Consider the following 26,129-nt stretch of genomic DNA (forward strand, 5'->3'; position numbering starts at 1 on the left):
AAGCTTGGCAGCGCCCTATTGCGGGCGGGTTGAGACCGTAATGAACTCGACAGCATCAGACAGGATTTCACTGAAGCCGTGCGGAAGCTTGGCATCAAAACTCAGTGTATCGCCCGCCGACATCCGGAAATTCTCTCCTCCGCAACGGTAGGTGGCCTGACCTTCGATCATGTAGATGAACACATGACCTTCGTGCTGATAGCTGGGCAAGTTGCCGGATTGCTCTTTTGAAATGCGAATTCGCGCAGACTGAAAAATCCCCCCGGGTGCCGAGTGCTTGCCCAATAGGAGATAATCATGCGCATGCCCCTGCGTGATGCGCCGCGCGGGCAGGCCATCGCCAACGCGCGCGTGATGAACATCTGCAGCGATATCCGACCGGGCAAACAGCGCCATCAGCGGCACATCCAGAGCATCCGCCAAAGATTGCAGTGTTGACAGCGAAGGCGAGACGTTGGCGTTTTCGATCCGGCTGATCATCGCAGTGGATACTTGTGCCCGAGCCGCAAGATCGCCCAGCGTCAGTTCCCGTTCATGCCGCAACCGCTGAAGCGTCTGACCGACTTCACTTTCAGTGTCGTTTTTCTTTTCCACTTTCAACGCTGCCGATCAGGTTATCCGGGGCACGAGATTGGCACAGCATCGACATCCTTACCAGTGCAGGATTCACAAAAAAGCTTTGTCGCGAGGCTTATTAGTCATCCGTTGCTTCGATTGGATTTTTGCAATCACATCACGGTGATTCTTTTCACTTTCGGCGGAACAAAACCGGTCTCTCGCAGGTTTGAGCATCCACAAATGAAGCTTAATGATGTTATCAATCTTTATCATTCGCCCGCGTATTGGACATGATGGTTTTCGGATGCTCAATTCGTTTACCGAAAAACCCGGCACCACCCCCATCTGTCGATGACAACAGAATTACGTTCACACGGCAGACCTTTGTTCTGTAATGCAATCTTGAACGTAGGTCGTCGTCTTGGGACGTGGCGCACGGCAATCGTTTTTGTCGACGGAAAACTGGCTGAAAGTCTCTTGGGTCGGTTTCCGGCGCCTCATGGCGGCGCAACTCAAAGCCAAAAATCCACCCCCAGCCAAGCGCGGCTCATTCGGACGTCAGAAGATTTTTCTTTTTGATTTGGCGTATTTGTTGCAAATTAGTGAACAAATCGTTTCCCATTTCTCTCTTTTTTCAGTTTTTGACCCCGCATGGATTGGACGGAAACATGGCCGAGAAAGACTTTATCGCAAATGCAGCACCAACCTATCTGATTAACCAGGTCAACAGCGGCGACACCTACAGCCTGTGGCGGCTGAACATGGATCTGCCTGAGCTGTTCGAACAGATCCTGTTGTCGCCCGGATCAAACTTTCCATCCAGCACAAAGCTGTGTCCGATCGGCGGGTATATGCTCTCCTATGATCTGTCGCAGCTTCAGGATCCAAAAGATCCCCATGTTCCTTATGATCTGTTTGAATTTGACCCGACCAACCCCGACCCGCTGAGCGTTCAGCCTTTGCAATCGGGGAAATGGAAGCAGCACAAATTCTGGCAGTATTTCGATCACTACACCTGGGATGCAACCGAAACGGATATCGTGCAGCTTGTGCCCGTGACGGGATATGTCATGGCCTATATGCCGACAGCTGCACGCGGGACATATATGCTGTGGAATTTCGATCCCGCACCCAGCCCGATGTCGCCGCCCGACCCGCTGCCTACCTCGATGGGGCCGCAGGATGCCTTTGCCGAGATCACCGGCGGTAGCGCGTTGCTGCCCATGGGCAACTATGTGCTCGAATGGATCGCCGAGCATTCGAAATACCGCGTGTGGAACTTTGATCCGCAAAACTGGCATCCGTTGTCGATGCCGACGATATCTGAGGGCACCCGCCCGGACATTGATGCCTCGCACCACCTAATCGCCATGGGTGAGAACATTCTGGACATTGCGCCCGGAGATGGCAGTTACCGGCTTTGGGGGTTTGATCCGTTCCTTCCCGACCCGTTTGTCGGCCCCCTGAAACAGGGCGCCTTGCCTCAGGGGTTTGATGTGTCTGGTCAGCTGACTCCGGTACAGATGCCGGTTCCGATTGATGCGGCCAAAGCGCTTGTTCCCGGCACGATGGATTTCATGCGCACCAATATCGAACATGTGGTCGTCTACATGCTTGAAAGCCGGACCATGGACAGTGTTCTGGGCTGGCTGTACGAGGCGGACGCACCCCATCTGAACTATGTGAACGCGGAACCGCCGTTCAAGGCAAACTCAAAATCCTATACGAACACTTACAAAGGCACCCCGTACCCGGTGCACCAGTATGAGGATGGCAAGCTGAGCGATCAGTTCGTGCTTTCCTCGCCCAAGATCGATCCGTTTCATTCGACAGCCGACAGCATTCAGCAGCAATACAGCGGCGGTTTTCCTGCCTACCAAAGCGGTGCAGTGCCGGACATGGGCGGATTTGTGTCCAACAACCTCAGCCCCGAAGCAATGAGTTCGTTCAGCCCTACACAATTACCGGTGCTGAACGGTCTGGCCGAGAATTACGCGGTGAGCGATTATTGGTTTTCACCCATGCCGGGCGGCACAATTGCCAACCGGGGCTTTGCCCTGTCGGGATCGAACTACAACATTACGGTAAACTGCGAAGGTGAGCCGCAATACACGCAATACGCAGAGCGGCCCTTGCGGCAGCCGATCTGGAAAGTGCTTCAAAACAACGGCCATCAGGACTGGAAGATTTATTACTCGGTGGAATGGGAGAACCAAGTGTTCACCTATCACCTGTATATGCGCAATCAGTTGCCCAGCGTGGACAAAAGCAAGTTTCAGTACGTGCAGCCGCTCAGCACATTCATTGCAGATGCGAAGGCTGGGATGCTGCCGAAATTCTCGTTCCTCGAACCCGCCTGGATCGCACCAAGTGGCGCGACCTCGTATCATCCCGGTGCTTCCGGCGACATGGTTCCGGGCGAGCGCAAACTGAAAGAGATCTACGAGGCGCTGAGGGCCAGCCCGCAATGGGACAAAACCGCATTGGTGATCACGTTCAGCAAGGGCGGAGGAATGTACGACCATGAGGCACCACCGATGGCACAACCGGCCTGGCCGAGGGATGTGAACGACGGGTTCAAGTATGATGTTTTGGGCCCGCGTGTTCCGACAATAGTGGTGTCGCCGCGAGTGAAATCCAACACGGTGTTTCGCAGTGGCCAACCGCAGCCGTATGAAGGCACCTCTCTGCTGTCGACGGTTTTGGACTGGTACGGCATCCCGCGTGCGCGCTGGGGCTTGGGCGATCGGGTACAGGCGGCACCGACTTTTGAATCCGTGTTTGAACTGAGCGATCCGCGCACCGATCACCCTAAGCTCTCGGTGCCTTACGACAAGGACTATCCGCCTATCGGTTCGGATGGCTGATCCGATGGCTGAGTTTTCCTATTCTCTGGGGGCGGTGGAGCTGTTGAACGAACTGTTCCCACCTGCCGAACTTGCCAATTCCGATCTCGGGTTGACCGACCGCGAAAGCGTGATTGCGCATTACACAAGGAACTCGCTTGAGGCTGACGGGTTTTCCTCGGGCAACGTGCAGGTCACAAAGTCAGGCGGGCAATACCGGGTTTCGATCTCGGCTGATCAGCCGGAAGCGGCGTTGTCTGTCTTTGCCGAACACCATCAGAAACTGTTCGCGCCGGATGCCGCGGGCAAGGCGGTCGCGGGAAAAAACCTGTTGCAGGACCTTGGGGTCTGGAACCCGATGGCCGGTTATCCGGTCAACAGCGACAAGGACGACGGCCTGTGCAAATGGCATCTCTTCCCGCCACTGGGGCTGAACGTCCTGGGTCAGCGGGGTTTGTTGCTGATGCATTACCCGCCGTGGCAGGTGTTGCAGCAGGGTACTTTTCTGGAGTGTATGACCATGCATCGCTGGGATACCGTGTTGCGGGCCAGCGGAATTCCCGCGGATGACGTGAGTTTTTACCGAACCATTGTGGATGTAAATCCAATCGCCGCGCCCGGTGCAGGTCAAAGCGAATACCCCAATGACTATTTTCCCATCATGATGGCCTCGGGCTTTTTCGATGGCCCGCCCGAGCGCAGCTATATCCGATCGATGCTTAACCTCTATCTGAATGGGCCCAACGCAACAGGTGAGCGTCACACGCTGCCGCTGCTGGTCTGCGGATCACCTCTTTATGATCCGCAGGCTCCCGGCTGGTTCAGGGTCGCGTTCAAGGATGATATGCCGAAAGACGAAAACGGCACGCCGGAAACGCCGGTCTTGCAGGTCGGGAAAGTACGGATTTCCCCCGACGACCCGCGCGAGACACCGTATATGGTTGCCAATCACATGATCGCGGCAGGAGTGACCGGAAAGTGCACGGACTGCGCGAAAAAGATACCGGATATTCGGATGTACGAGGCGCAGGATTTGGTGGCTGCGTCCTTTTTGTTTGAATACACCAAAAACCCCGATATCGAGCCGGAGCAGGCAAAGGAGAATGCCTGCCAACGCTGGTTCGGCAACACCAAAGGGCTCGGGCCGCCCAATCCCGGTGACCCACACGACGCGCAGGTCATGTGCGCGCTGGCCCAGATGGACTTGTTCTATTGTCCGGGACCGCCGCCGCACCCGAAATACACGTTCGACGAAGCGATGGCGCGGTGCGCCGGGGCTGGGAACGAAACCTGCGGGTGCAAGATTGCGCCTCCGTCCGGACCGAAGAACAGCATGACACACAGCTAGCGAGGCGTCCAAGAACGGGACAATTGATGTCTTTCATGTACCTCAGGTGTTTTCGTCCTGTTTCAGACCAGTGATTTCGTATGTTCTGACGGGCGCCCCGATGCCGCGCAGTTCAACCGTTCCATGTTCGACGCAGGCGATTTCGGGTTTGATCCGGTCATACGTGTCCTGCGAAATCAGAATGCTACCGGTGCGCGCAGCGTTTTCAAGGCGCGAGGCCTGGTTCACAGCGCGGCCAATCAGGGTGTAATCCATTCGGGACTCGCTGCCGAAATTGCCAACGGTGCAGTATCCGGTGTGAATGCCCATGCGGCATTCCAGAGGTTTTCGGATGCCTTCTTTCAGCCACTCCTCGCGCAGCGCTCCAAGTCTGTCACGCATGGCAATCGCCATTTTGGCGCATGCAATGGCATCATTTTCAGGCCCGCGGGTTTCCGGATCGCCAAAAAAGATGACAATTCCGTCGCCGACAAACTTGTCGATGGTCGCGCCAAAAGACAAAGCAACTTCGGACATTTCTGACAGGTAGTGGTTCAGCAATGTCTTCAGATCTTCGGAACTCATCTGTTCGGCAAGCTCGGTGAACCCGACCAGATCCGAAAAGAAGATCGTCAGAAGCTTGCGCTCCGACGTCAGTCTGACTTCTTTCCTGCGATCGAAAATCGATCGATATACCTGCGGTGACAGGTATTTGGACAGCTGGTTTGCAACGGCTTCCAGTGCATTTGTTTTCTGACTTAGTTCAGCGGTGCGCTGTTCGACCTTCTGCTCAAGATCGACATAAAGCTTGGCGTTCTCGATGGATATTGAGGCTTGCGCCGTCAGCAATTCGGCAATTGCAACCCGCTCCTCCGGGAATGCTCCGGCGGCCAGGTTGTTCTCCAGATAGGCAATCCCGGAAAAGCGGTCGGAACGGATCACCGGAACACACATGACCGAGCGGATCTGATTCCTGACGACATAAGGATCAATGCCATACCGCGGATGGCCGGCTGCATCGTCGAGAACCAGAGGTTTCTGGGTTCGGGCCACATAATTGACAACGGACATTGCTAGGGTATCGGGGTCGGGTTCAAACTGAATATTGCGTGTTTCCAGGTCGCCCTCTTCAACGAGGCATTCAACTACGGCCAGTAGTTGATCGTCATTCATTGACAGGAAAACGCCACGCTGCGCGCCCGTGCTTTCCAGCAGAATGCGCATTGTGCGTGACAGCAGATTGCTCAACACGATTTCGCCCGAAATCGCGCGGGCCGCATTCATGACCGCCTGCAAGTCAAGAGCGCTGTGCGAGATCGAATATCCGCTGTTTTCTGCATCCCTGTCCCCCGATGAACGGGTTGGTGCGATGAGTTGAAGGGTGGGGTTCTCGGCATCCATCAAATCGACTTTCCGCCTTGCACCCCATCGGTGATACAGGCGGCGAGCAGCGTCCAGATGCGCATTGGCCGCAAAACTCTGGCCGATCTTCTCAAAGGCCGACGACGCGAGTTCGTGAATCATGGCCCGGTCGCGGGTAAACCCGTTCTCTTCAGCACATGCGACGGCCCGGGTATAACACGACAGCGCATTCAACATATCGCCCTGCAAGCGCGCAAACTCTCCGCGCATGGCAAGGTCGAGATGGCTGAAATTCTCGGGGCAGTGCTGGGCCCAGTCGGCCATATGATTGGCGTGATCCTCCATCTTCTGCCAAAGATGCGATTGCTCGTCCGCAGGGGATGTCTCGTACGTCGCGGAATAGGTCAGAAAGGCCAGAAACCGGAACCGAACGGATTGCGGCAGCGACATGACACTGTCCATCAACCTTTCCTGCGCGGCTACGTGCGGAACGGCCCCCTTGAAGTTGCGGTACAGGCAGTGAAGTTCGGCCTTATAGATGTGATAGTTCGCGACACCTGTCATGAAACCGCGCTCGGTCATTCCCTTCAGGCAGGAAACTTCATCGAACGTGTCATCGCTAAGTGAATACAAATCCCGGGTGTTGCCTGCGAAATTCTGCAACATCTGCAGAAAAAGACTGCCTGAATCGTAGCTGTCCGCATAGTTGCAGTCCTTGACGATCACCATGTATCGCGACTGTTCGGCAATTGCGGTTTCAAGATCCAGACGCGGGTCCCAGATGATGCAATCCTGAGCGTTATAGGCCAGATACAACAGATCGCCCGACTGGTATCCCGCCTCCAAGCCACGGGTGAACCATTCTGTCATCGTGCTCCAGTGGTGGCCCCAGTGGTGGATGAACATCGTGTAGACGTAAATAATGCGGGATTTCAGGGCAATGTCGTCATATGCCTCGTTCATAGCAAGCGAGAGCTTGCCGAACTCGATCGCTTCAGCAGGGCGGTTCATGCCCCCGCACAGCAACATCCCGTACGTCGAGTAGGCAAAGGCGGTTTCGGCCGAGTTTCCGAAACGCAGTGACAGGTTGACGGATTTCAGGATCAAAAGACGGAACAGGTTTCCGGCACCTGACAGAAAGGCCGCAGGAAAGATCTCCATCAACAGCCCGACCGCCGTTTCCATATTGGCGTCCGTCATACGGCCCGCGTTGATCAGATCGGCAATCTCCCGGCCTGCCAGGTTGACAGAAATCTCTGCGACTTCTGCTTCAACCTCTGCATCCGAGACATCCGCCGTGAACCTGACCCCAAGAAGGGAAAGCCCTTCGAGGGCTGAATCGATGGAGTCTTTCATCCGGCCCAAGGTCGAGTAATGCCTTGTTCTCATCGACAAAACGCGCGCCTTGTCCAGCGAGGTCCGAAGGTTTTCCAGCGCGCGTGACAACTCGGCATCGGCCTCGTCATGCAAGCCGTTCAGATAGGCGGTTTGTGCATAGAGCGATGATAGCGATCTGGTCAGCCCATAGGCCTCTTGCCACGGGTTCGAAGGAAGGAGGGACCGGGCAATACGCAAATAGTTCAAAGCCACCTGATACGAGGACGCATTGTGCGCAATGCGAGCAGCCGCCAGGTTCAGCTCCGCAAGTTCGCGTTTGTCATCTTTCCGGGTGATCAGATCGCGGGCCACGTTCAGATGGCGAACGATCTTGATCAGGCGTTCGTTTTGCGGCTCATCCGTGTCTTCGCTCTGCAAAAGTCGTCCGATCGACAGATGAACAGGCTGTTTTTCGGCGTCATCAATCAACTCGTAAGCGGCCTGATGCAGACGATCATGCTGGAACCGGTAGCGCGGGTTGACTGCCGCATCTGCCCTGGCGTCCGTCAGAGCTGCGGCCTGATCGAAAAGCTGGTAGCTGTCGTCCAAGGGCAGGATGATGTTGCGGGCCAGGGCGCTCATCAGGGATATGCCCAGCTGCTCTTTAGAGCGCTGATAAATCAGCGACAGCTTGGCCATGTCGAACTCGTGTCCGATACAGGCGGCCATGCGCAACGTTTCCTTGGTGTCATCCGGAAGTTTGTTCAGGTTTCCAATCAGGAACTCGACAATGTTATCGCCAATTTCGGCCTTCCTGATCGCAGCCAGATCCCATGTCCAGCGGCCATGTGTGCGGTCAAAATTAATCATCCCATCGTCGAACAGGGATTGAAGCAGTTCCTTTACAAACAGGGGGTTGCCTTCGGTTCGTTGAAAAAGAACAGCGCCAAGCTCTTGCGTGTCCGCCTCATCCGTTCGGAATGTCCGGGCAACTATCTGGTTCACGACCGCCTGATCGAGCGGCGGCAAGGTCAGATCATGTACCGTCCGTGTCTTGGCAACCTCCTTGCGCATCAGGCTCAGCAGGTGGCCGCTGTCCACTTCATTCTCGCGATAAGCGCCCAGAATAAGCAGATGACCGCTGTCCCGGGCCGTTGCCATTTTCTGCAAAAGGTTAAGTGTCGGTGCATCGCTCCATTGCAGGTCGTCAAGATACAGTACCAGCGGGTGGTTTTCATCCGCCAGCAGCCTTACGAAGCTTAGAAATGTCAGTTGCAGCCGGTTCTGCGCCTCGGTCGGAGGAAGGGTCGGGACCGGCGGTTGCGGTCCGATGATCAGCCCCAGATCCGGCAGGACATCCAGCAGAACCTGCGCGTTTCGTCCCAACGCGCCAATAATGTTTGTTTTCCACGTCGCCAGTGACTCTGGCGGTTCTGCCAGCAGTTCCTGAACCAGCCCGGAAAATGCAGCAGCGATGCCGCTATAAGGTCTGACCCTTTCAAACTGGTCAAACTTGCCGCGCAGAAAAAAGCCGCGCGCCTCAAGAATTGGCCGGTTCAGTTCCGCGACCAGCGCGGTTTTCCCAACCCCTGAACTGCCGGAGATCAGGCATAGCTCGGATGCGCCGGCCTCTACCTTGGCAAGCAATTGGGTCAATTGTTCCAGCTCGGCATCGCGTCCGATCAGCACTTGCGGAACACGAAACGTTTCGGACGTGTCTCGCTGCGCGATATCAAAGGGCGCAATTTCACCTGTGCGCGAGAGGCTTCGGCGGCAGATCTCAAGATCGTGCAACAGACCAAACGAGCTTTGGTAGCGGTCTTCAGGGTTTTTGGCCAAAAGCCGCAGCACAATCTCGATCAGCGTCGCTGGAACATATGCCCCGGCATCATCCGGGACACGTGGCCGCTTGGCGATGTGCGCATGGACCCATTCAAGTTGCGTTTCGGCCCTGAATGGCAATTGCCCAAACAAAAGTTCAAAGAATACGACACCAAGAGAATAGAAATCTGATCGGTAGTCGACATCGTGCGAAATCCGTGCGGTGTGCTCGGGCGAGATATAAGGCAGATGGCCCTCGATCAGTTTCGAAGCGACTTTCCCCTGATGTTCCCGCGACAGGGCCGTCGCGATTTCGAAATTCATCAGCCGGACGCTCCAATCCGTGTCATCCAGCAGAATATTCTGTGGTGCGATGTTTTTGTGAACCATACCGCGCGCATGGATGGCGTCCAGCGCAGTGGTAAGCCGGATTATGATGTCGACAACACGCTCAAGCGGCCATGTGGCGGTTCGTTTGGCGCGCAGGTAGTGCGACAAGGTCCATCCGGTCGCGGGGCTGATCATAACCGGGGCACCATTGCCAAGGAAGACCATATCCGTGACCGGGATAATCCCGTCCAGGCTGCCTAGCTCGTTTAACAGCCAATACTCACGTTCCAGCCGCTTGGCATCCCGAATGTCGGGGAACTCGGCAGACAAGGTTTTGACAATCGCCGGCTGTCCGCTTTTGCTGTTGCGGGCATGAAAAAGCGAACTTGCGTAAAACGCCTCGATCTGCTGTTCGATCTGGTATCCGGCGATCTCAAGATGCAAGGCAGAAACTACCTTCCTGAAAGACTACAAGGAACTGTTTAAAAAAACTGTGACACAGACGCGGGCTCCTGCATTATTACACAGGATGAAATTAAGATAGAGCATAACCTTGATTAACTATTTTGGATACGGCTCTAATATGAATTTTACTTCATTAAGAGCTAAAGGCGTCACACCTTCGGCGTCGCGTGCGGCGACGCTCAGGGGGTGGCGTTTAACGTTCAATGTCGAGCATTTCTTTCGCCACGAAGGGGGCGTTGGAAATATCGAACACACCGGAAACCCACAGGACCGGGTTCTGGGCGTTCTGCATTGCTGCAACGAGGCCGACTTGGCAGCGCTCGACCAGATGGAAGCCTATGGCGTGGGGTATGACCGGACTGTGGTCGACATCGAAACTGTTCAGGGGGCCGAGCAGGCGCTGGCCTATGTTGGCTTGCCGGATTTTGTCAACGACGCCTGCCTGCCAACGCGCCGTTATCTGAACATTCTGGCGCGCGGGGCGTCCGAGGCCGGCATTGACCCGGAATACATTTCGGCGCTGAATCGGCATCCGGTTCTTCAGCCACCGGTCCTGCCCGCCTTTGACCCGGGACCTGTTCCCCGTGTCATAGACCACACCGGGCTTGCCCGGCACCTGACGGTGTTGGCGGGATCTGTCTTTGACATGACGAATGCGCGTCCGGCGCAATCTATCGGGAAGGACTGGTTCGGCGGCAGGGAAGTCACGGTGTTTTTGCTCAAGCGACTGGACACCAGCGACGGGACCGAATGTCTCGAAGATATCCTGAACGACCGGCTGCGGCCGGACCAGAAAGACTGTCTGAACACCTATCTGCACGCCTTTGCGGATGAGTATCAGTATGCAGGTCAATTCGACTATACTTCCCTGCCAGCCGAAAAAAGGCTAGGATAGGGCTTTTTAAAGGGGGGTATTATGGGCCATCTGGCAGCGTCTCCGCATGGAGTCATCTCGGAACCTTTGCCTGACATATTTTTCGTCACCGGCACACGAGAGATGCATTTCAATGACATTGACTGGCAGTTCAGCCGGAACATGACGATAGTTCGCGAAGGTGACAGGCTGATATTGTTCAATGCGGTCAGGCTTTCCGATGACGGGTTGAAGGCGCTGGAGCAGTTGGGCCGGATTACCGACGTCGTTCAGGTCGGTGGTTTGCACGGAGCCGACGATGCCTTTTACCGGGACACATTTGGCGCGACCTACTGGGCCCAGCCTGGTGCCGGTCAGGAAGGCGTTCCGGTGGATCGTGAACTGGTCGAAGGCGGCGAACTGCCGATATCAGGTGCGCAGCTTTTCACCTTCAGGACCACCAAGACCCCCGAATGCATTTTTAGGCTCGACCGGGACGGCGGCGTAATGATCGCGTGCGACGCTTTGCAGAACTATCTGAATCCAGACGAATTCTTCAGCAAGGATTCCGCCGAAATGATGGAAGGCATGGGGTTCTTTACACCGGCCAATGTCGGCCCGGTCTGGATGCAGGTGTCCGAACCGCAGGCCGAAGATTTTCAGCGGCTGTCGGCTCTGCAATTCAGGCACGTTTTCTGTGGCCACGGCGCGCCGGTATTGGGTGGCGCGTCTGACGCCTACAAGGCGACTTTCAGGCGGCTTTTTGAGTTTTGACTAAAGTGAGCGTGTGCAAACGGCACGCGCGCATGCTTTTACTTTTGGCCCGCCCCTCGGGAGCGTGCCCAAGACCTATTGTTTGTTCACAGAGGAATTCGTCATGACGAGCGCAAATTGGAAAGCAAATCCGTCTTCCGATCAGTGGAATGATCCAAACAACTGGGACACAGATCAGATACCGATGGCAAACGCCCAGTTCGGAGGATCCTCTCATACCGCGATAACCTTCACTCCTGATTCAATGGCTCAGATCGAGTGTCTTGAATTTTCGGAACAGTCGGATGCCTATTCATTCACAATCCGGGATCTTGCCAAGCAGCCCGCGCTGACGATCACCGGGCGCGGCATCGTCAATCAATCGCTCAATACCCAAAGCTTCATCGTGGCTTCCTTTGGAACCTACAACCAACCTCAGCTGAAGTTCACCGGTTCTGCATCCGCTGGCGAGGGGCCGGTCAGTTTTTACGCAGGCCCTCCGTCGCTGGAAACGACCTACGGGGGCGGCACGATCGCCTTTCATGACGACGCCGATGCCGGGGCCGCGTACTTCACCCTCAGAACCGGGAAAGTGCCCCCTCCGGACAGAAACAGCAGTCTTGGTGGCACAGTAAAATTCAGCGAACGTGCCCGCGCGGGAACCGCGACCTTTTCGATTTTTGGAACTCTGGGCAGCGACGGGGATACCTTTGCCAATGCCGTGTTTCATCAGGCGGCATCTGCGGATCGGGGCACTTTCATCAATCACGGTGGCACTGTCCCGGGCGGTGATGGCGGCAACACGCAGTTTTACGACTATTCGACCGCCGGACAGGCGACCTACCTGAATTTTGGCGGCACCGCAGTGGATGCGGACTGGCATGGGGCCAATGGCGGTGACGTCGCTTTTGACGGCTGCGCGACAGGCGGGCAGGGAAAGTTCAACAACTACCCGGCTACAATCGACGGTGCGCATGGCGGCGTGACCAGTTTCAACAACAACCCCAACTATCCTGCGATGGACAATCCCGGCGCATCAGCGGGCGACGGGACCTATATCAACTATGGTGCAACAAAAGACTGGCCCGGAGGCGGCGGGCATACCGAATTCACAGCGCGCTACGGTTATGCCACAGCCGCCAACGCAACCATTGTGAATTTCGGAAGTGCCGTAAACCGCAACTCGGGCGCGGGGCATACGATCTTTTCAATCAAACCCCCGAACGAATTCTTTTCCAGTGCCGGTAAGGCGACAATCTGGAACCACCCCGGTCAGGTTGGCGGCTATACGATATTTGAATCTTCCTACGGCACCGGCGCGCCAAATCTTCCACCGACCGCAGAAACTGCGATCTTTCACAATCTGGGCGGCAACGAACCGGGTCAGGAGGGCGGATATACCTCGTTCACGGATGTGGGCACCGCAGCCAGTGCCACTTTGATTGCTTATGCCGGGGCGCGCGGCGGCGATGGTGGTCAGGTCCTGTTTTCCGACAAATCTACCGGAGGCTCGGCAACGGTTCAGTTGATCGGCAATGGCGTGCTCGACCTCAGCGGACATGATGGCGGTCTTGGTATCGGACAACTGGATTTGACCAATGGCATACTGAAGGTCCAGCTTGGTACGAACCCCACAACGCTCAGTGTTTCCGGGGCCGTAAACGTAAATCGTTCCCCGGTAACGTTGGTTTTTTCCTTCCCTCGCGGCCATGGTCTGAAAAACGGGGTTGAGTACCCCGTTCTTCAGGCTCCGAACATGGCTGAACTGGATGTGGCGCAATTCGTTGGAAATGCCATAGATGGCAATTCACCGACATTTGTGATCACCGGTGACACCCTGAAGGTATCCTACTAGGCCGCGTCCGAGTTTAAGCGGGCTTGTGCCCGAAGGGTACCTTGCAGAAAACACTGGACAGAGCTGTCTATTGATGCTGTTCTCTAATGGACAGTTATGAACAGTACTGTGCCTGTCCGGATCAAAAGCACTCAGGGAAGGAAATGGACCGATGAAGTCACACTATCGTGCGGTCGTTATTGGTGGCGGCGTTGTCGGCGCGTCTGTTTTGTACCATCTGGCCAAATTCGGCTGGAAAGATGTCTGTCTGATCGAGCGGAACATTTTGACCGCGGGCTCAAGCTGGCACGCCGCAGGCGGCTTTCACGCCCTGAATGCGGACCCTAATATCGCTGCATTGCAGGCCTATACGATCGACCTGCTGTCCGAAATCGAAAAGGAATCCGGACAATCCGTCGGGATGCACATGACTGGTGGCCTCACCCTGGCCGGAACACCCGACCGATGGGAATGGTTGCAATCGGCGTATCGGACATTTCAGGCCATCGGCATCGACGACGTGTGTCTCGTGTCGCCCAAAGAGGCCAAAGAACTGTGCCCGATCATGTCCGATCACGGGATTCTGGGCGGCATGTGGGCCGAGCGCGAAGGATATATCGACACCACCGGCACGGTCCATGCCTATGCGGGCGCGGCCAGGAAGCACGGTGCAGAAGTCATAGAACACAACCGAGTTCTGGAATTGAACCAGACCCAGGGCGGATGGGAGGTTGTGACCGAAAAGGGGACGATCCACGCCGAACATGTTGTCAACGCCGCGGGCCTGTGGGCCAAGCAGGTGGGTCGCATGGCCGGTATCGAACTGCCGGTCTCGCCGCTGAACCATCATTACCTGATCTCCGACACGATCCCGGCCGTCGAGAAGCTGGAACGAGAACTGCCGTTGGTCGTGGATCTCGAGGGCTTTACTTACATGCGGCAGGATCAGAACGGCATCCTGCTGGGCATTTACGAGATCGATCACGAACACTGGATGATGGACGGCGCGCCCTGGGAATACGGATTCGAGTTGCAGCAGGAGGACCCGGATCGGATTGAAAAAGAACTGACGCTGGGTTTTGAGCGTTTCCCGGATCTTCAGCATGTGGGCGTCAAAACATGGGTGAACGGCGCCTTTACCTTTTCACCGGACGGCAACCCCCTGGTCGGTCCGGTACGCGGCAAGCCCGGCTACTGGTGTGCCTGCGCGGTGATGGCAGGTTTTCTGCAAGGCGGCGGCGTCGGGAAGTCGCTGGCCGAATGGATGATCCATGGCGAGCCCGAGGCGGATGTCTTTGGCATGGATGTCGCGCGCTACGGGCCATTTGCCGAGAACAAACAATACATCAAGGAAACCACCGGTCAGTTTTACACCCGGCGGTTTGTGATGACCTATCCGAACGAACAATTGCCGGCCGGCCGGCCGCTGAAAATGGCGCCTGCCTATTCGGACATGACCGAAGCGGGCTGCCAGTGGGGCGCCAGTTGGGGACTTGAGGTTCCGCTGTACTTCGCCCCCGCCAAGGATTTTGCAGAAACACCAACCCTAAAACGATCCAACGCATTCGATCTCGTGGCCGAGGAGTGTAAAGCCGTTCGAGAAACCGTCGGGCTGCTGGACATCTCCGGATTCTCGCGTTTCGAAATCTCGGGTCCCAATGCAGAAGCCTGGCTGGACAATCTGATGGCCAGCAAGTTGCCTGGACCCGGACGGGCAAGACTGGCCCCAATGCTGTCCCCCGAAGGCAAGCTGAAAGGTGATTTGACAGTCTTCAACTGGGGCGACGGCACATGGTGGATCATGGGCAGCTACTACCTGCGCGAATGGCACATGCGCTGGTTCAATACCTACCTGACCGATGGTGTCACGATCCGCGACATTGCCGATGATATTGTTGGGTTCAGCCTGTCTGGGCCAAACAGCCGCAAGGTTCTGGAAAAACTGACGGTTGGCCCTATCGGCGACCTTCGGTTTATGGGGTGCGGTACGTTCGATATCGGACTGATCCGCGCCAAAGTCGGCCGACTTTCAGTAGCGGGAGAGCTGGGATACGAAATCCACTGTCGAGCGGCTGAACACATCGCTCTGCGAAAAACCCTTCTGAAGGCCGGAGCGGATCTGGGCATACGTGAAGTTGGTTTCAACGCGTTGCTGTCACTGCGGCTGGAAAAGAGTTTTGGCATCTGGTCGGCCGAGTTTACGCAGGCGTACACGCCCGCGCAAACGGGAATGGATCGCTGGATCGACTGGTCCAAATCGTTCATCGGAAAGTCCGCGGCCGAAGCGGAACGCACGGCCACACCGGATCAGGTCATCGTCACGGTTGAGATCGACAGTCAGGATGCGGATGCCAGCGGTTATGAACCTGTTTGGAAAGATGGCAGGCGCGTGGGCTTTGTCACATCGGGTGGATACGGGCACACAGTACGGAAATCGCTGGCAATGGCCATGGTGGATCGGGAATGTGCCGAGGAAGGGACCAAGTTGCAGATCCATGTGGTGGGCGTTGAAAAAACGGCGCGTGTGATCGCCGCATCGCCCTATGATCCCCAAGGTCTGGCGATGAGAGGGTGATGCGATGAACCCAGAAAACAACAGCCCGGGTGGCAGGCGCAGGGGACGCGGCGGCGAGACCGTCAGGACCCCGGCGCGCGATGTGAACTACCGCCAGCTCAAAACCCCGTTTCCGGCGATGGACGTGTTTTCGGCAGATGAGATTGCGAACATGCACGCAACTGCCCTGCGATTGCTGGAAGAGCTGGGCATAAAAGTTCTGTTGCCCGAGGCCCGGGCTATTTTCGCGAAAGGCGGTGCCCGCGTCGATGAGGACACCGAAATGGTGAATATCGGACGCGACATGGTCGACGCGGCGCTGGCAACGGCGCCAAAGTCCATCACCTGCCGCGCGGGGGCGCGACACCGGGATGTGACACTGGAGCTTGGCAGCCTTGTATTTCAAGCCGGGGCAGGGGCACCCAACGCGACCGACCTCGAACGGGGGCGGCGTGCGGGTTCGGCGCGGGACTACAGGGAATACACGCAGATCAACCATCACTTCGATGTGTTTCAGATGCTATCACCCTCGGTCGAACCTCAGGATGTGCCGACCCATCTGCGGCACTATTTCACGACCGAAGTTCAACTGACGCTGTCAGACAAGTTTCCGTTCCTGTTTTCCCGTGGCACACCGCAGGCAATGGACAATTTTGAGATGCTGAGGAACTTTCGGGGTCTGTCGGACGATGAATTCCTTGCCACGCCACATGCATACACGATCATAAACACCAATAGTCCCCGTACACTCGACATCCCGATGGCGCAGGGTCTGATCGATTTTGCCCGACACGGGCAACTTTCGATTGTCACGCCCTTCACGCTGATGGGTGCGATGGCTCCGATCACGGTGGCCGGGGCGATTACGCTCAGCCATGCCGAGGCGCTGGCGGCGATCACGCTGACCCAGCTGGCCCGTCCGGGTGCGCCGGTCTGCTACGGCACGTTCACGTCCAATGTCGACATGAAATCCGGGGCGCCCGCCTTTGGGACACCTGCGCATTTTCACGCCTCGCTCGCGGCCGGGCAGCTGGCGCGTTTCATAGGTTTGCCCTGGCGTTCCGCTGCCGGTTCAGCGTCCAATCTGAACGACGTGCAGGCGGCAAACGAAAACCAGTTTGGCCTGTGGGGATGCCTGATGGCCGGGGCAACGGTGATCATTCATTCCGCAGGATGGCTCGAAGGTGGGCTCAGTGTTTCCTACGAGAAACTCATTACCGACGCAGAGGTTCTGAACATGGTGGCCGAACTTTGCGCCGGGCGCGCGGCGGGGGTCGATGAAATCGGACTGGATTCGGCACTGTCGCAGGTGGAGCCGTGTGGTCACTTCTTTGCCGCGCCGCAGACAATGAAGCGTTATAACACCGAATTCTACGAGCCGATTGTGCACGACTATGCCAATTTCGGCACCTGGAGCGAACGCGGCTCAGTTGACGCCTCGGTGCGGGCGACCAAGGTCTGGAAAGATATTCTTGCTGCAGACAAAAGACCCGATTTGGATGGTGCACGGGTCGAAAACCTGAAACAGTTCATCGCAAAGCGCACGGCGGAAGGCGGTGCACCGCCGGAGAGTTGAATGAACAAGCGTGCCCAACCAATTTTAAACCGGGATGACCCGGAAAAGGACCCGCTGGTCGGAAACATCAAGGTCACGCGTGAAGACTGGCTGAACCTGTCGCGTGACGTTCTGGTTCACGAAGGTGTTGCCGAGCTGAAGATACTGTCTCTGGCCCGTCGGCTTGGGGTCTCGCGGTCCAGCTTTTACTGGTACTTCGAGGACAGGGCCGATCTTCTGGCAAAGCTTCTGGAGGAGTGGGAGGCGCGGAACACGCAAACGATTGTAACCCACTGCGCAAAACCCGCGCCAGATATCTGTGCTGCGGTTTGCAATTTCTTCCGCTGCTTTGTGACCTCGGATCTGTTCGATCAGGGGCTGGATTTTGCGGTGCGGGAATGGGCGCGCCGGGACGATCAGGTCAATGCTCTGATCGACGCCGCCGATAAAACCCGACTGGACGCCATAACCGAAATGTACGCGCGCCACGGCTACGACGCAGGCGACGCAGATGCGCGGGCCCGCATCCTGTATTTCATGCAGATCGGATATCACGCGGCAGAAATGCGCGAAACTATGGAGGTGCGGGTCAGCCGGATCGAAGGGTTCCTGAAGGGTTTTACCGGAAAGGAACCTTCAGCTGAGTTGATTCAGAGTTTCGTGGCCTATTCACTGGCAATGGATAAGAAAGAATGACGCGGTATTCGGCATTTCAGGTTTTTCGCGAAGGTTTGCGCGGTCAGAAAGGCTGGGCCAAAGCCTGGCGGTCTGCCACGCTGAAACCAGCCTATGATGCGGTGATCATCGGCGGTGGCGGGCACGGGTTGGCAACCGCCTACTACCTTGCCAAAAACCACGGGATGACCAATGTCGCCGTACTTGAAAAAGGCTGGCTTGGCGGCGGCAATACCGGGCGAAACACCACCGCGATCCGCTCCAACTACTTTTATCCTGAAAGCGCCGCGCTTTATGATTTTTCGGTCCGGTTGTACGAACGCCTGTCCAAAGAGCTGAACTACAACGTCATGTTCTCGCAACGCGGTATGCTTGTGACCGCTCATTCCGAGCATGACATGGAAATGGCCGCGCGGCAGTACAACGCCATGCGTCTGAATGGCATAGATGCCGAGCTGCTGAGCCGGGAAGAGATCCGCAAGCGGGTTCCTGTTCTGAACTTCCGGGACGATGCGCGTTATCCGATTCATGGTGGTGTCAATCAGCCGCGTGGCGGAACCGGTCGGCACGACGCGGTTGCCTGGGGATATGCGCGCGCGGCCGACCAATTGGGGGTAGACATCATTCAGAACTGCGAAGTGCAAGGCTTTGTGATGGAAGCCGGGCGTTGCGTCGGTGTGCAGACGTCATTGGGTGAAGTGCGCGCGGGTGTGATTGGCGCTTCTGTGGCAGGGCATTCGTCTGTTCTGGGGCAAATTGCCGGGTACAAATTGCCCATCCATTCTTATGCGCTGCAGGCGTTTGTATCCGAACCGTTGAAGCCGGTTCTGGATACCGTCGTGTTATGCCCGGCACTGGGAACTTATGTCAGCCAATCAGACAAGGGCGGGCTGGTGGTCGGCGGTGGGCTGGACCGAGTGCCGTCCTACGGTCAACGCGGCAACCTGCCGATGCAGGAAGTCGTTTTGGGCGGGCTGGCCGAGATGATGCCGGCCTTGGCCAAGGTGAAGCTTCTGCGCCATTGGGCCGGGATCGTCGACGTGACGCCCGACAGTTCTCCGATTATCGGACCGTCGGGCGTGGATGGCATCTATCTCAATTGCGGCTGGGGTACCGGCGGCTTCAAGGCGATCCCGGCGGGCGGGTATCTGCTGGCACATCTGATGGCCACGGGCGGCCATCACGAGATCAGCCGCCCCTTTGACATCAGCCGTTTCGCAACAGGCGCGCTTGTGGATGAAAGCGCGGCCTCTGGCATTCCGCACTAGGAGGTTGAATTGCAGATATTTCCCTGTCCCTTTTGCGGTCCCCGGGACGAGCGCGAGTTTCACTTTGCAGCCGAGGCGGGAAAAACCCGCCCGGATACCAGCGGCGCGGTTTCCGATGCGGAATGGGCAGGCTATCTGCACATGCACCGCAACGATAAGGGAGTGGTCCGGGAAATCTGGATGCACACAACCTGCGCCGAAGTGTTCCTGTTGGAGCGTGACAGTGTGACGATGGATGTCCTTGGCTCGACCCCTCTCAGAAAGGTCGCGCCATGACGTCATTTCGCACTACTTCGGGCGGGCTGATTGATCGGACCCGGCCGCTGAATTTCACATTCGATGGCAAACCCTATCAGGGATTTGCTGGCGACACTGTGGCTTCGGCGCTGATGGCCAGCGGCGCGCGTGTGATGGGGCGCAGTTTCAAGTACCATCGTCCGCGCGGTGTCTGGAGTGCCTGGGTGGATGAGCCCAACGCGATCATGACAGTCACCTTGAACGGCCGCGAACTGCCCAATTGCCTGGCCACAACCACGCATCTTGAGGAGGGGATGCAGGTCCGCGCGGTCAATGCCTGGCCCACTGCACAGTTCGATATCAAGGGCGGCCTTGATTTCTTTCACCGTTGGTTGTCTGCCGGGTTTTATTACAAAACCTTCATCTGGCCCGACTGGCATCTGTTTGAACCATCGATCCGGAAAATGGCCGGATTGGGCGCAGTGTCGACGGACGTTTTCGACGGCTATTCCTCGGACAAAACTCATGCGCATTGCGACACGCTGGTTGTGGGCGCGGGCCCGGCAGGGCTGGTCGCTGCCCGCACAGCCGCAGAGGCCGGGCAGGACGTCGTTCTGGTCGATGATCATCCGGAAACCGGCGGCAGCGCCTATCAGTTCGAGGCGATTGAATCCGGGGCGCCGGTAGAATGGGTTACATCGCTAAGAATGGCCATCGAGTTGGCAGGCGGGCGCATCCTGACATCGACCACAGCTTTTGGGGTCTATGACCACGGTTTGGTTGGGCTGGTTGAAAACGGCCCTTTCGGCACCGCTCCGCGCCTATGGCGGATGAGGGCAGGGCGCGTCATTCTGGCCAGCGGGGCTTTGGACCGGCCGATAACGTTTGCCAACAATGACCGGCCGGGCGTGATGTCGCTGATGGGCGCGGCCGAGTATCTTGCGCGGTATGGTGTTCTGGCCGGGCGGGAGGTTGCGGTTCTCAGCAATCACTCATTGGCCGATCCGATCATTGCCAAGCTCAAGGACACCGGGGCGCGGGTCGTCCAAATCGACCCTTCGACGGGACCGGTCAAAGTTTCTGGCGGCAAGTCTCTGAAATCAATCTTTGCAGGTGACAGAACCTATCCGGTCGATACCGTGCTGAGCTCAGGCGGGTTGACGCCGCTGGTGCATCTGTGGCGGCACGCTGGGGGTAAACTGGATTGGTGCGCCACGCGGCAGACCTTCCTGCCTGGTGCCGCACCTGGCGGGATGGTCGCAATCGGCGCGGCCAACGGCACCTACGATCTGAACGCAGCGCTGGATGAGGCAAGTGCGGCCGGTCGGGGCGAAACTACAACACGTCCGGACACCACTATTATCCTTAACCCGTTGTGGCCAACACCCGGCTCGAAAGGGCGCCAGTGGATCGATTTTCAGCATGATGTCACGCTCAAAGACGTGGAACTTGCCGCCCGCGAAAACTTTGTCTCGGTCGAGCATCTGAAACGCTACACGACACTTGGGATGGCGTCGGATCAGGGCAAGACATCAAACATGGCCGGGCTTGCGGCCATGGCAGCCATTCAGGACCGGCCAATCCCCGAGGTTGGCACCACAACCTTCCGTCCCCCCTTTGTGCCGGTCCCGATAGAGACCTACCATGGGGCGCGAACCAAGGAACTTTGCAATCCGCTGAAACGCTTGCCGCTGGAACCGCAGCACCGCGCGCTTGACGCGGCGCTTTGTGAATATGGCGGGTGGCTACGCCCGGGATGGTACGGCAACGGAACGCCGGAACAGTTGATCCGGGCCGAGGCAGTGCGCACACGCGAGAGCGCGGGCATTCTCGATGGCTCTCCCTTAGGCAAGATCGAGGTAATGGGCCCGGATGCCGAAGCCTTTGTGAATTTCATCTTTTATAACACCATCAAAACACTCAAACCCGGTGCAATCCGCTACGGATTCATGCTGACCGAAGGCGGCATCGTTTATGATGACGGGGTGATCTCGCGGTTGGATCAGAACCGGTTTGTGATTTCCTGCTCGTCCAGCCACGTGGACAGCGTGCGCATGCACCTGGAATCCTGGCGTCAGGATGGCAACGACCCCGATCGTATTTTTGTGCACGACATGACCCATCAATATGTCACGGTTACGGTCACCGGGCCCAAAGCCCGGGAAATCCTGACGGTTCTCGATCTGGGTATTGATCTGTCCGCTCAGGCGTTCCCGCACATGACCTTTCGGGAAGGGAGCTTCAATGACGCCTCTGTTCGGGTGTCACGTGTCAGTTTCACCGGCGACCTCAGCTATGAAATCTCGGTCCCTGCATCGTCTGGGCGCAGCCTGTGGCAGGCCGCAGTTGAGGCGGCTGCGCCATTCGGCGCCGCCCCTGTCGGCATCGAGGCAATCTCGGTCCTGCGAGCCGAAAAAGGCTATATCATGATCGGCAAGGACACGGATGGAGAGACCATGCCGCACGATCTGGGTTATTCCATGCCCCGGGAAAAGAAGAAAACCCCATTTGTCGGGGACCGCAGCCTTCACACCGCCACGGCCAACCGTTTGGACCGCAAGACACTGGTCGGCCTGACCGTTCCGGTGGGCGAACCGGCCATTCCGACCGGCGCGCATATGGTGACTGGTGACACACCACCCCGCTCGCTGGGTTACGTAACATCAAGCTATGACAGTCCAAGTGTCGGCGCGCCGATTGCATTGGGGTTGATGGAAAGCGGTGCAGAACGAACAGGCGAAATGATCGACATCTGGCACGACGGCCAGCGTCGCAAGGCGACGTTGTGTGCGCCTTGCTTCTACGACCCGGAAGGGGAGCGTCTGAATGCGTGACGACCGGAATAAATGGGCCCCCGCTGGGCAATACGGGCAAGAGATTGATTTGGGGTCAACCGCTATGTCCCGAGTGCATCTCGAACGCCAGACCCTGATGTCCGGCCCCGACCTTGCATCGCGGTCGGTGCCCCCGTGCACCGGCTGGCCTGATGTCGTGGCAGATGACGTTTACACCATCGCCCTGCGTCGCGACAGATTGCTTGAGATCAACGGAGCAGACCGACAGGAAGGCTGGCACGAAGAACAGAACATGGCTGTTTCTGACGTTTCGCACGCCTATTCGGTTTTTGACCTGATTGGGCCGGGGGCGATGGAGTTGCTACAGCGCGGAACCGAAATCCGGCTTGATCAGCCATCCAAAAGCGCGGTCCGTCGATTTTTCGGGTTCGAGGTCATTCTTTACCGCGTTCAATCGGAAACCCGGTTTCGCCTGCATATCGCAAATGCACACGACCACGCATTGTGTGAGTTTCTTACCAAAGCGGCCAATGCTTTCTGACAGTATCTGTGTCGCGAGCGAAGGCCCGTTTCGGGCAGATGAATGGTCGTTCGGTTGATCAGCGAGTGGGGCAAAAACCCACGTTTGGCTTGACTTGGCTTCCCCAAGCAGGAACCGTTAAGTCAGAGGGGTTTATCGGGCTCGGTGGGCATTCCGCTATCTGACCCGCCAGCTTCCGCAGGAGGGCCAGGAACATGTATCGCCTTCGTCTATTTTCGGTCCGGCATTCGGGTACATTTGAAAAAATTTACAAGTACGTGGAAAGGGCGATGGTTGCGCTTGACCCGCTGTTCGACCGGATCGGATATCACCGGGTGGAAAAACCTGTTGCGCTGGTTGAACGGGGTGTGAAATCGCTGCTGTTTGATTGCCGCATGTGCGGTCAATGCGTTTTGTCATCGACCGGTATGTCGTGCCCCATGAATTGCCCGAAACAGTTGCGCAACGGCCCCTGCGGCGGGGTTCGGCCCGGCGAATACTGCGAAGTGAAACCGGACATGAAATGCGTCTGGGCATTGGCCTGGAGCGGGGCGAGCCGGATGAGCAGCGGTGCGGCACAGATCAATGAGGTTTTGCCTCCGGTCGAGCACACCTTGCAGGGGACGTCTTCGTGGCTGCGTGTCAGCCGGGAAAAAGCGATGCGTGCGCGGGATCAACGTGACCTGGCCAAACAAGCCCTGGCGCAGTCCTTCCCCGAGGCCCGGTCGATGGAGCCGGTTGCCGCACCTTTGGCGCAGGAACCCGAAAATATCGGGAGCGGTAAGAAATGACTGGTCATATCGAAGCGCTGGACACTCATTCATCCCGTTCTGCACTTCCGGAAGGATTTGTCTCACACAGTCGTCTGGAAAAAGTCCTGCGGTCTGGCCGGTTTGCCGTCACGGCCGAATTGAACCCTCCTGACAGCGCCGATCCGTCCGATGTCTACGATGCCGCCCAGCCGCTCAGCGAGGTTGCCGATGCCATCAACGCAACGGATGCTTCAGGTGCCAACTGCCACATGTCCTCGATCGGCATATCCGCGTTGCTGACACGGGCCGGGTACTCGCCCGTCTATCAGATCTCCTGCCGTGATCGTAACCGTATCGCAATTCAAGGCGATGTGCTGGGCGCTGCCGCGCTTGGTGTCAGCAACGTCCTGTGCCTGACGGGCGACGGGGTCGGTGCAGGGGATCAGCCCGGCGCGAAACCTGTTTTTGACTTTGATTCGCTGACGTTGCTGCGCACCATCCGCTCGATGCGGGACAACGGAACATTTCTGTCGGGGCGCAAAATAACCGCGCCGCCGCAGATGTTTCTGGGCGCAGCCGAGAACCCATGTATTCCCCCGTATGAATGGCGTCCAAACCAATTGGCCAAAAAGATCACTGCCGGGGCGGATTTCATCCAGACCAACTACATTTTCGACATGCCGTTGTTCGAATCTTTCATGTCTCGTGTCCGGGACGAAGGGTTGGACAAGAAAGTGTTCATTCTGGCGGGGGTCGGCCCGCTAGCATCGGCCCGAGCGGCCCGCTGGATGCGCAACAACGTGCCCGGGATTCATATCCCGGACGCGGTCATCGAACGGCTTGAAAAAGCGGACAATCCCAGCGAGGAAGGCAAAAGGATCTGCATTGAACTGCTTCAGCAGGTACAGCAGATCAGGGGCGTCGCGGGGGCGCATGTCATGGCTTATCGACGCGAACATATGGTTGCCGATATCATCCGCGAAGCCGGAGTTCTGCACGCCCGCCGCAGGACCAACCGATGACACCGGCGCCCTCGTCCAAGCGCAGCGAACTTGGATTGTGGCAAAGAATTTGAATATCATTAGAGTATTGAACAACAAAACCGAAAGACAGCGGCGCTGGCTGTGTGCGCCTGTGGCGGTCTAATTCAAGGGAAGGTCTGCATTATGAAAATTGACGGCAAGCATTACCGCTCGCTCTGGTTCAACACAGAAAAGGATGTGCTGGAGATCATTGATCAGCGATGGCTGCCGCACAAGCTGGTGATCCGGCCTGTCGACACCATGGATGCCTTTTGCACTGCAATCGTGGAAATGAGCGTGCGTGGCGCGCCTTTGATCGGAGCGACCGCCGCATACGGCATGGCGCTGCAAATGCGGCTGGACCCATCGGATGCGGCAATGGATCAGGCCTGGGAAACGCTGCACGCCACACGACCGACCGCGATCAACCTTCGGTGGGCGTTGGACCGGTGCCGTACGGCTATGCGTCAGTTGGCCCCGTCTGACCGGGCGGCAGCGGCATTGCAAATGGCCCATGACATTGCGGACGAAGATGTCGAGATCAATCGGATGATCGGTGTCCACGGACTTGAACTGATCCGCGACATTGCAGCGAAGAAGCCCGAAGGCGAACCGGTCCGCCTGCTGACCCACTGCAACGCCGGCTGGTTGGCGACGGTCGATTGGGGCACCGCCACCAGCCCGATGTATCACGCCTTTGATGCGGGTATTCCCATCCATGTGTGGGCCGATGAAACCCGGCCGCGCAACCAGGGTGCACTGACATCATGGGAACTGGGCAACCACGGCGTGCCGCACACCTATATTGTCGACAACGCAGGCGGGCACCTGATGCAGCACGGGCAGGTCGACATGGTCATTGTCGGCACCGACCGGACCACCCGCCGCGGCGATGTCTGCAACAAAATCGGAACCTATCTCAAGGCGTTGGCCGCCCATGACAACAATGTGCCTTTCTATGTGGCTCTGCCGTCGCCGACCATTGACTGGACGGTCAGTGACGGCGTTCGCGATATCCCGATCGAGAAACGCGATCCGCGCGAAGTTACGCATATCTGGGGCAGGGACGATGCGAACGAGATTTCTTCGGTGCAGGTGACACCTGACGGAACTGAAGGCATGGATTTTGCGTTCGACGTCACACCCGCGCGGCTTGTCACGGGGCTGATCACTGAACGTGGCGTATTCGAAGCTTCAGAGGAAAGTCTGGCAGCGGGGTTCCCCGAGATGCAGCGCGGCGCTGCCTGATCTGGCACGGCACAGAACAGATCAAATAGTTATTTAG

18 protein-coding genes are annotated in these 26,129 nt (G+C 57.3%); 16 read left to right on the top strand and 2 right to left on the bottom strand.

The window, feature by feature from the left end; genetic code table 11:
• Nucleotides 1-15: 15 nt before the first annotated feature.
• Nucleotides 16-594 carry an XRE family transcriptional regulator gene (locus ACR3EQ_RS23460; protein ID WP_170613919.1) on the bottom strand — a complete coding sequence of 193 codons (579 nt, stop codon included), beginning with the start codon at nt 592-594 and terminating at the stop codon, nt 16-18.
• 385 nt (nt 595-979) lie between these two features.
• Between ACR3EQ_RS23460 and ACR3EQ_RS23465 the strand changes: the two genes are divergently transcribed.
• Genes ACR3EQ_RS23465 through ACR3EQ_RS23475 form a run of 3 tightly spaced genes read left to right on the top strand, consistent with a single transcriptional unit; the run spans nt 980 to nt 4,752 of the window.
• On the top strand, nt 980-1,276 hold the full coding sequence (locus tag ACR3EQ_RS23465; protein ID WP_170613920.1) for a hypothetical protein: 297 nt from the start codon (nt 980-982) through the stop codon (nt 1,274-1,276).
• Nucleotides 1,227-3,425 carry an alkaline phosphatase family protein gene (locus ACR3EQ_RS23470; protein WP_170613921.1) on the top strand — a complete coding sequence of 733 codons (2,199 nt, stop codon included), beginning with the start codon at nt 1,227-1,229 and terminating at the stop codon, nt 3,423-3,425. Before ACR3EQ_RS23465 ends, ACR3EQ_RS23470 begins: the two co-directional genes overlap by 50 nt.
• A gap of 4 nt (nt 3,426-3,429) precedes the next feature.
• Nucleotides 3,430-4,752: a hypothetical protein gene (locus tag ACR3EQ_RS23475; RefSeq protein WP_170613922.1), complete on the top strand. Its 1,323-nt coding sequence runs from the start codon at nt 3,430-3,432 to the stop codon at nt 4,750-4,752.
• A gap of 42 nt (nt 4,753-4,794) precedes the next feature.
• On the opposite strand, the gene ACR3EQ_RS23480 is transcribed toward ACR3EQ_RS23475, so the two are convergent.
• The gene (locus tag ACR3EQ_RS23480) at nt 4,795-10,005 is read right to left on the bottom strand and encodes an AAA family ATPase (protein ID WP_480492309.1); all 5,211 of its coding nucleotides are present in this window, start codon (nt 10,003-10,005) and stop codon (nt 4,795-4,797) included.
• 109 nt (nt 10,006-10,114) lie between these two features.
• On the opposite strand from ACR3EQ_RS23480, the gene ACR3EQ_RS23485 reads away from it, so the two are divergent.
• The 13 genes from ACR3EQ_RS23485 (at nt 10,115) to mtnA (ending at nt 26,092) form a co-directional block, all read left to right on the top strand.
• The gene (locus tag ACR3EQ_RS23485) at nt 10,115-10,921 is read left to right on the top strand and encodes a gamma-glutamylcyclotransferase family protein (RefSeq protein WP_170613924.1); all 807 of its coding nucleotides are present in this window, start codon (nt 10,115-10,117) and stop codon (nt 10,919-10,921) included.
• A gap of 21 nt (nt 10,922-10,942) precedes the next feature.
• Nucleotides 10,943-11,653: an MBL fold metallo-hydrolase gene (locus tag ACR3EQ_RS23490; protein WP_480442034.1), complete on the top strand. Its 711-nt coding sequence runs from the start codon at nt 10,943-10,945 to the stop codon at nt 11,651-11,653.
• Between the two features lie 103 nt (nt 11,654-11,756).
• Nucleotides 11,757-13,487 carry a hypothetical protein gene (locus tag ACR3EQ_RS23495; protein WP_170613925.1) on the top strand — a complete coding sequence of 577 codons (1,731 nt, stop codon included), beginning with the start codon at nt 11,757-11,759 and terminating at the stop codon, nt 13,485-13,487.
• A 151-nt stretch (nt 13,488-13,638) separates the two neighbouring features.
• Nucleotides 13,639-16,041 carry a GcvT family protein gene (locus ACR3EQ_RS23500; RefSeq protein ID WP_170613926.1) on the top strand — a complete coding sequence of 801 codons (2,403 nt, stop codon included), beginning with the start codon at nt 13,639-13,641 and terminating at the stop codon, nt 16,039-16,041.
• Between the two features lie 4 nt (nt 16,042-16,045).
• Nucleotides 16,046-17,596 (top strand): trimethylamine methyltransferase family protein, encoded by a 1,551-nt coding sequence (locus ACR3EQ_RS23505; RefSeq protein WP_170613927.1) that lies wholly within the window; start codon nt 16,046-16,048, stop codon nt 17,594-17,596.
• Entirely contained in the window at nt 17,597-18,271 is a 675-nt protein-coding gene (locus tag ACR3EQ_RS23510) for a TetR/AcrR family transcriptional regulator (RefSeq protein ID WP_170613928.1), read from the top strand. It abuts the gene before it with no gap.
• On the top strand, nt 18,268-19,518 hold the full coding sequence (locus tag ACR3EQ_RS23515) for a sarcosine oxidase subunit beta family protein (RefSeq protein ID WP_170613929.1): 1,251 nt from the start codon (nt 18,268-18,270) through the stop codon (nt 19,516-19,518). The genes ACR3EQ_RS23510 and ACR3EQ_RS23515 overlap by 4 nt, the downstream gene beginning before the upstream one ends.
• A gap of 9 nt (nt 19,519-19,527) precedes the next feature.
• Nucleotides 19,528-19,794, top strand: coding sequence for a sarcosine oxidase subunit delta (locus tag ACR3EQ_RS23520; protein WP_170613930.1), 267 nt, complete (start codon nt 19,528-19,530; stop codon nt 19,792-19,794).
• Nucleotides 19,791-22,589 (top strand): 2Fe-2S iron-sulfur cluster-binding protein, encoded by a 2,799-nt coding sequence (locus ACR3EQ_RS23525; RefSeq protein WP_170613931.1) that lies wholly within the window; start codon nt 19,791-19,793, stop codon nt 22,587-22,589. Before ACR3EQ_RS23520 ends, ACR3EQ_RS23525 begins: the two co-directional genes overlap by 4 nt.
• The gene (locus ACR3EQ_RS23530; protein WP_170613932.1) at nt 22,582-23,091 is read left to right on the top strand and encodes an aminomethyltransferase family protein; all 510 of its coding nucleotides are present in this window, start codon (nt 22,582-22,584) and stop codon (nt 23,089-23,091) included. Before ACR3EQ_RS23525 ends, ACR3EQ_RS23530 begins: the two co-directional genes overlap by 8 nt.
• Before the next feature lie 269 nt (nt 23,092-23,360).
• Complete coding sequence (locus ACR3EQ_RS23535; protein WP_480492313.1) at nt 23,361-23,861, top strand: methylenetetrahydrofolate reductase C-terminal domain-containing protein; 501 nt, start codon at nt 23,361-23,363, stop codon at nt 23,859-23,861.
• Entirely contained in the window at nt 23,858-24,844 is a 987-nt protein-coding gene (locus ACR3EQ_RS23540) for a methylenetetrahydrofolate reductase (protein WP_480492315.1), read from the top strand. The genes ACR3EQ_RS23535 and ACR3EQ_RS23540 overlap by 4 nt, the downstream gene beginning before the upstream one ends.
• Before the next feature lie 144 nt (nt 24,845-24,988).
• Entirely contained in the window at nt 24,989-26,092 is a 1,104-nt protein-coding gene (gene mtnA / locus ACR3EQ_RS23545) for an S-methyl-5-thioribose-1-phosphate isomerase (RefSeq protein WP_480492316.1), read from the top strand.
• Nucleotides 26,093-26,129: the final 37 nt, after the last annotated feature.

The organism is Ruegeria sp. AN11, from assembly GCF_056536005.1.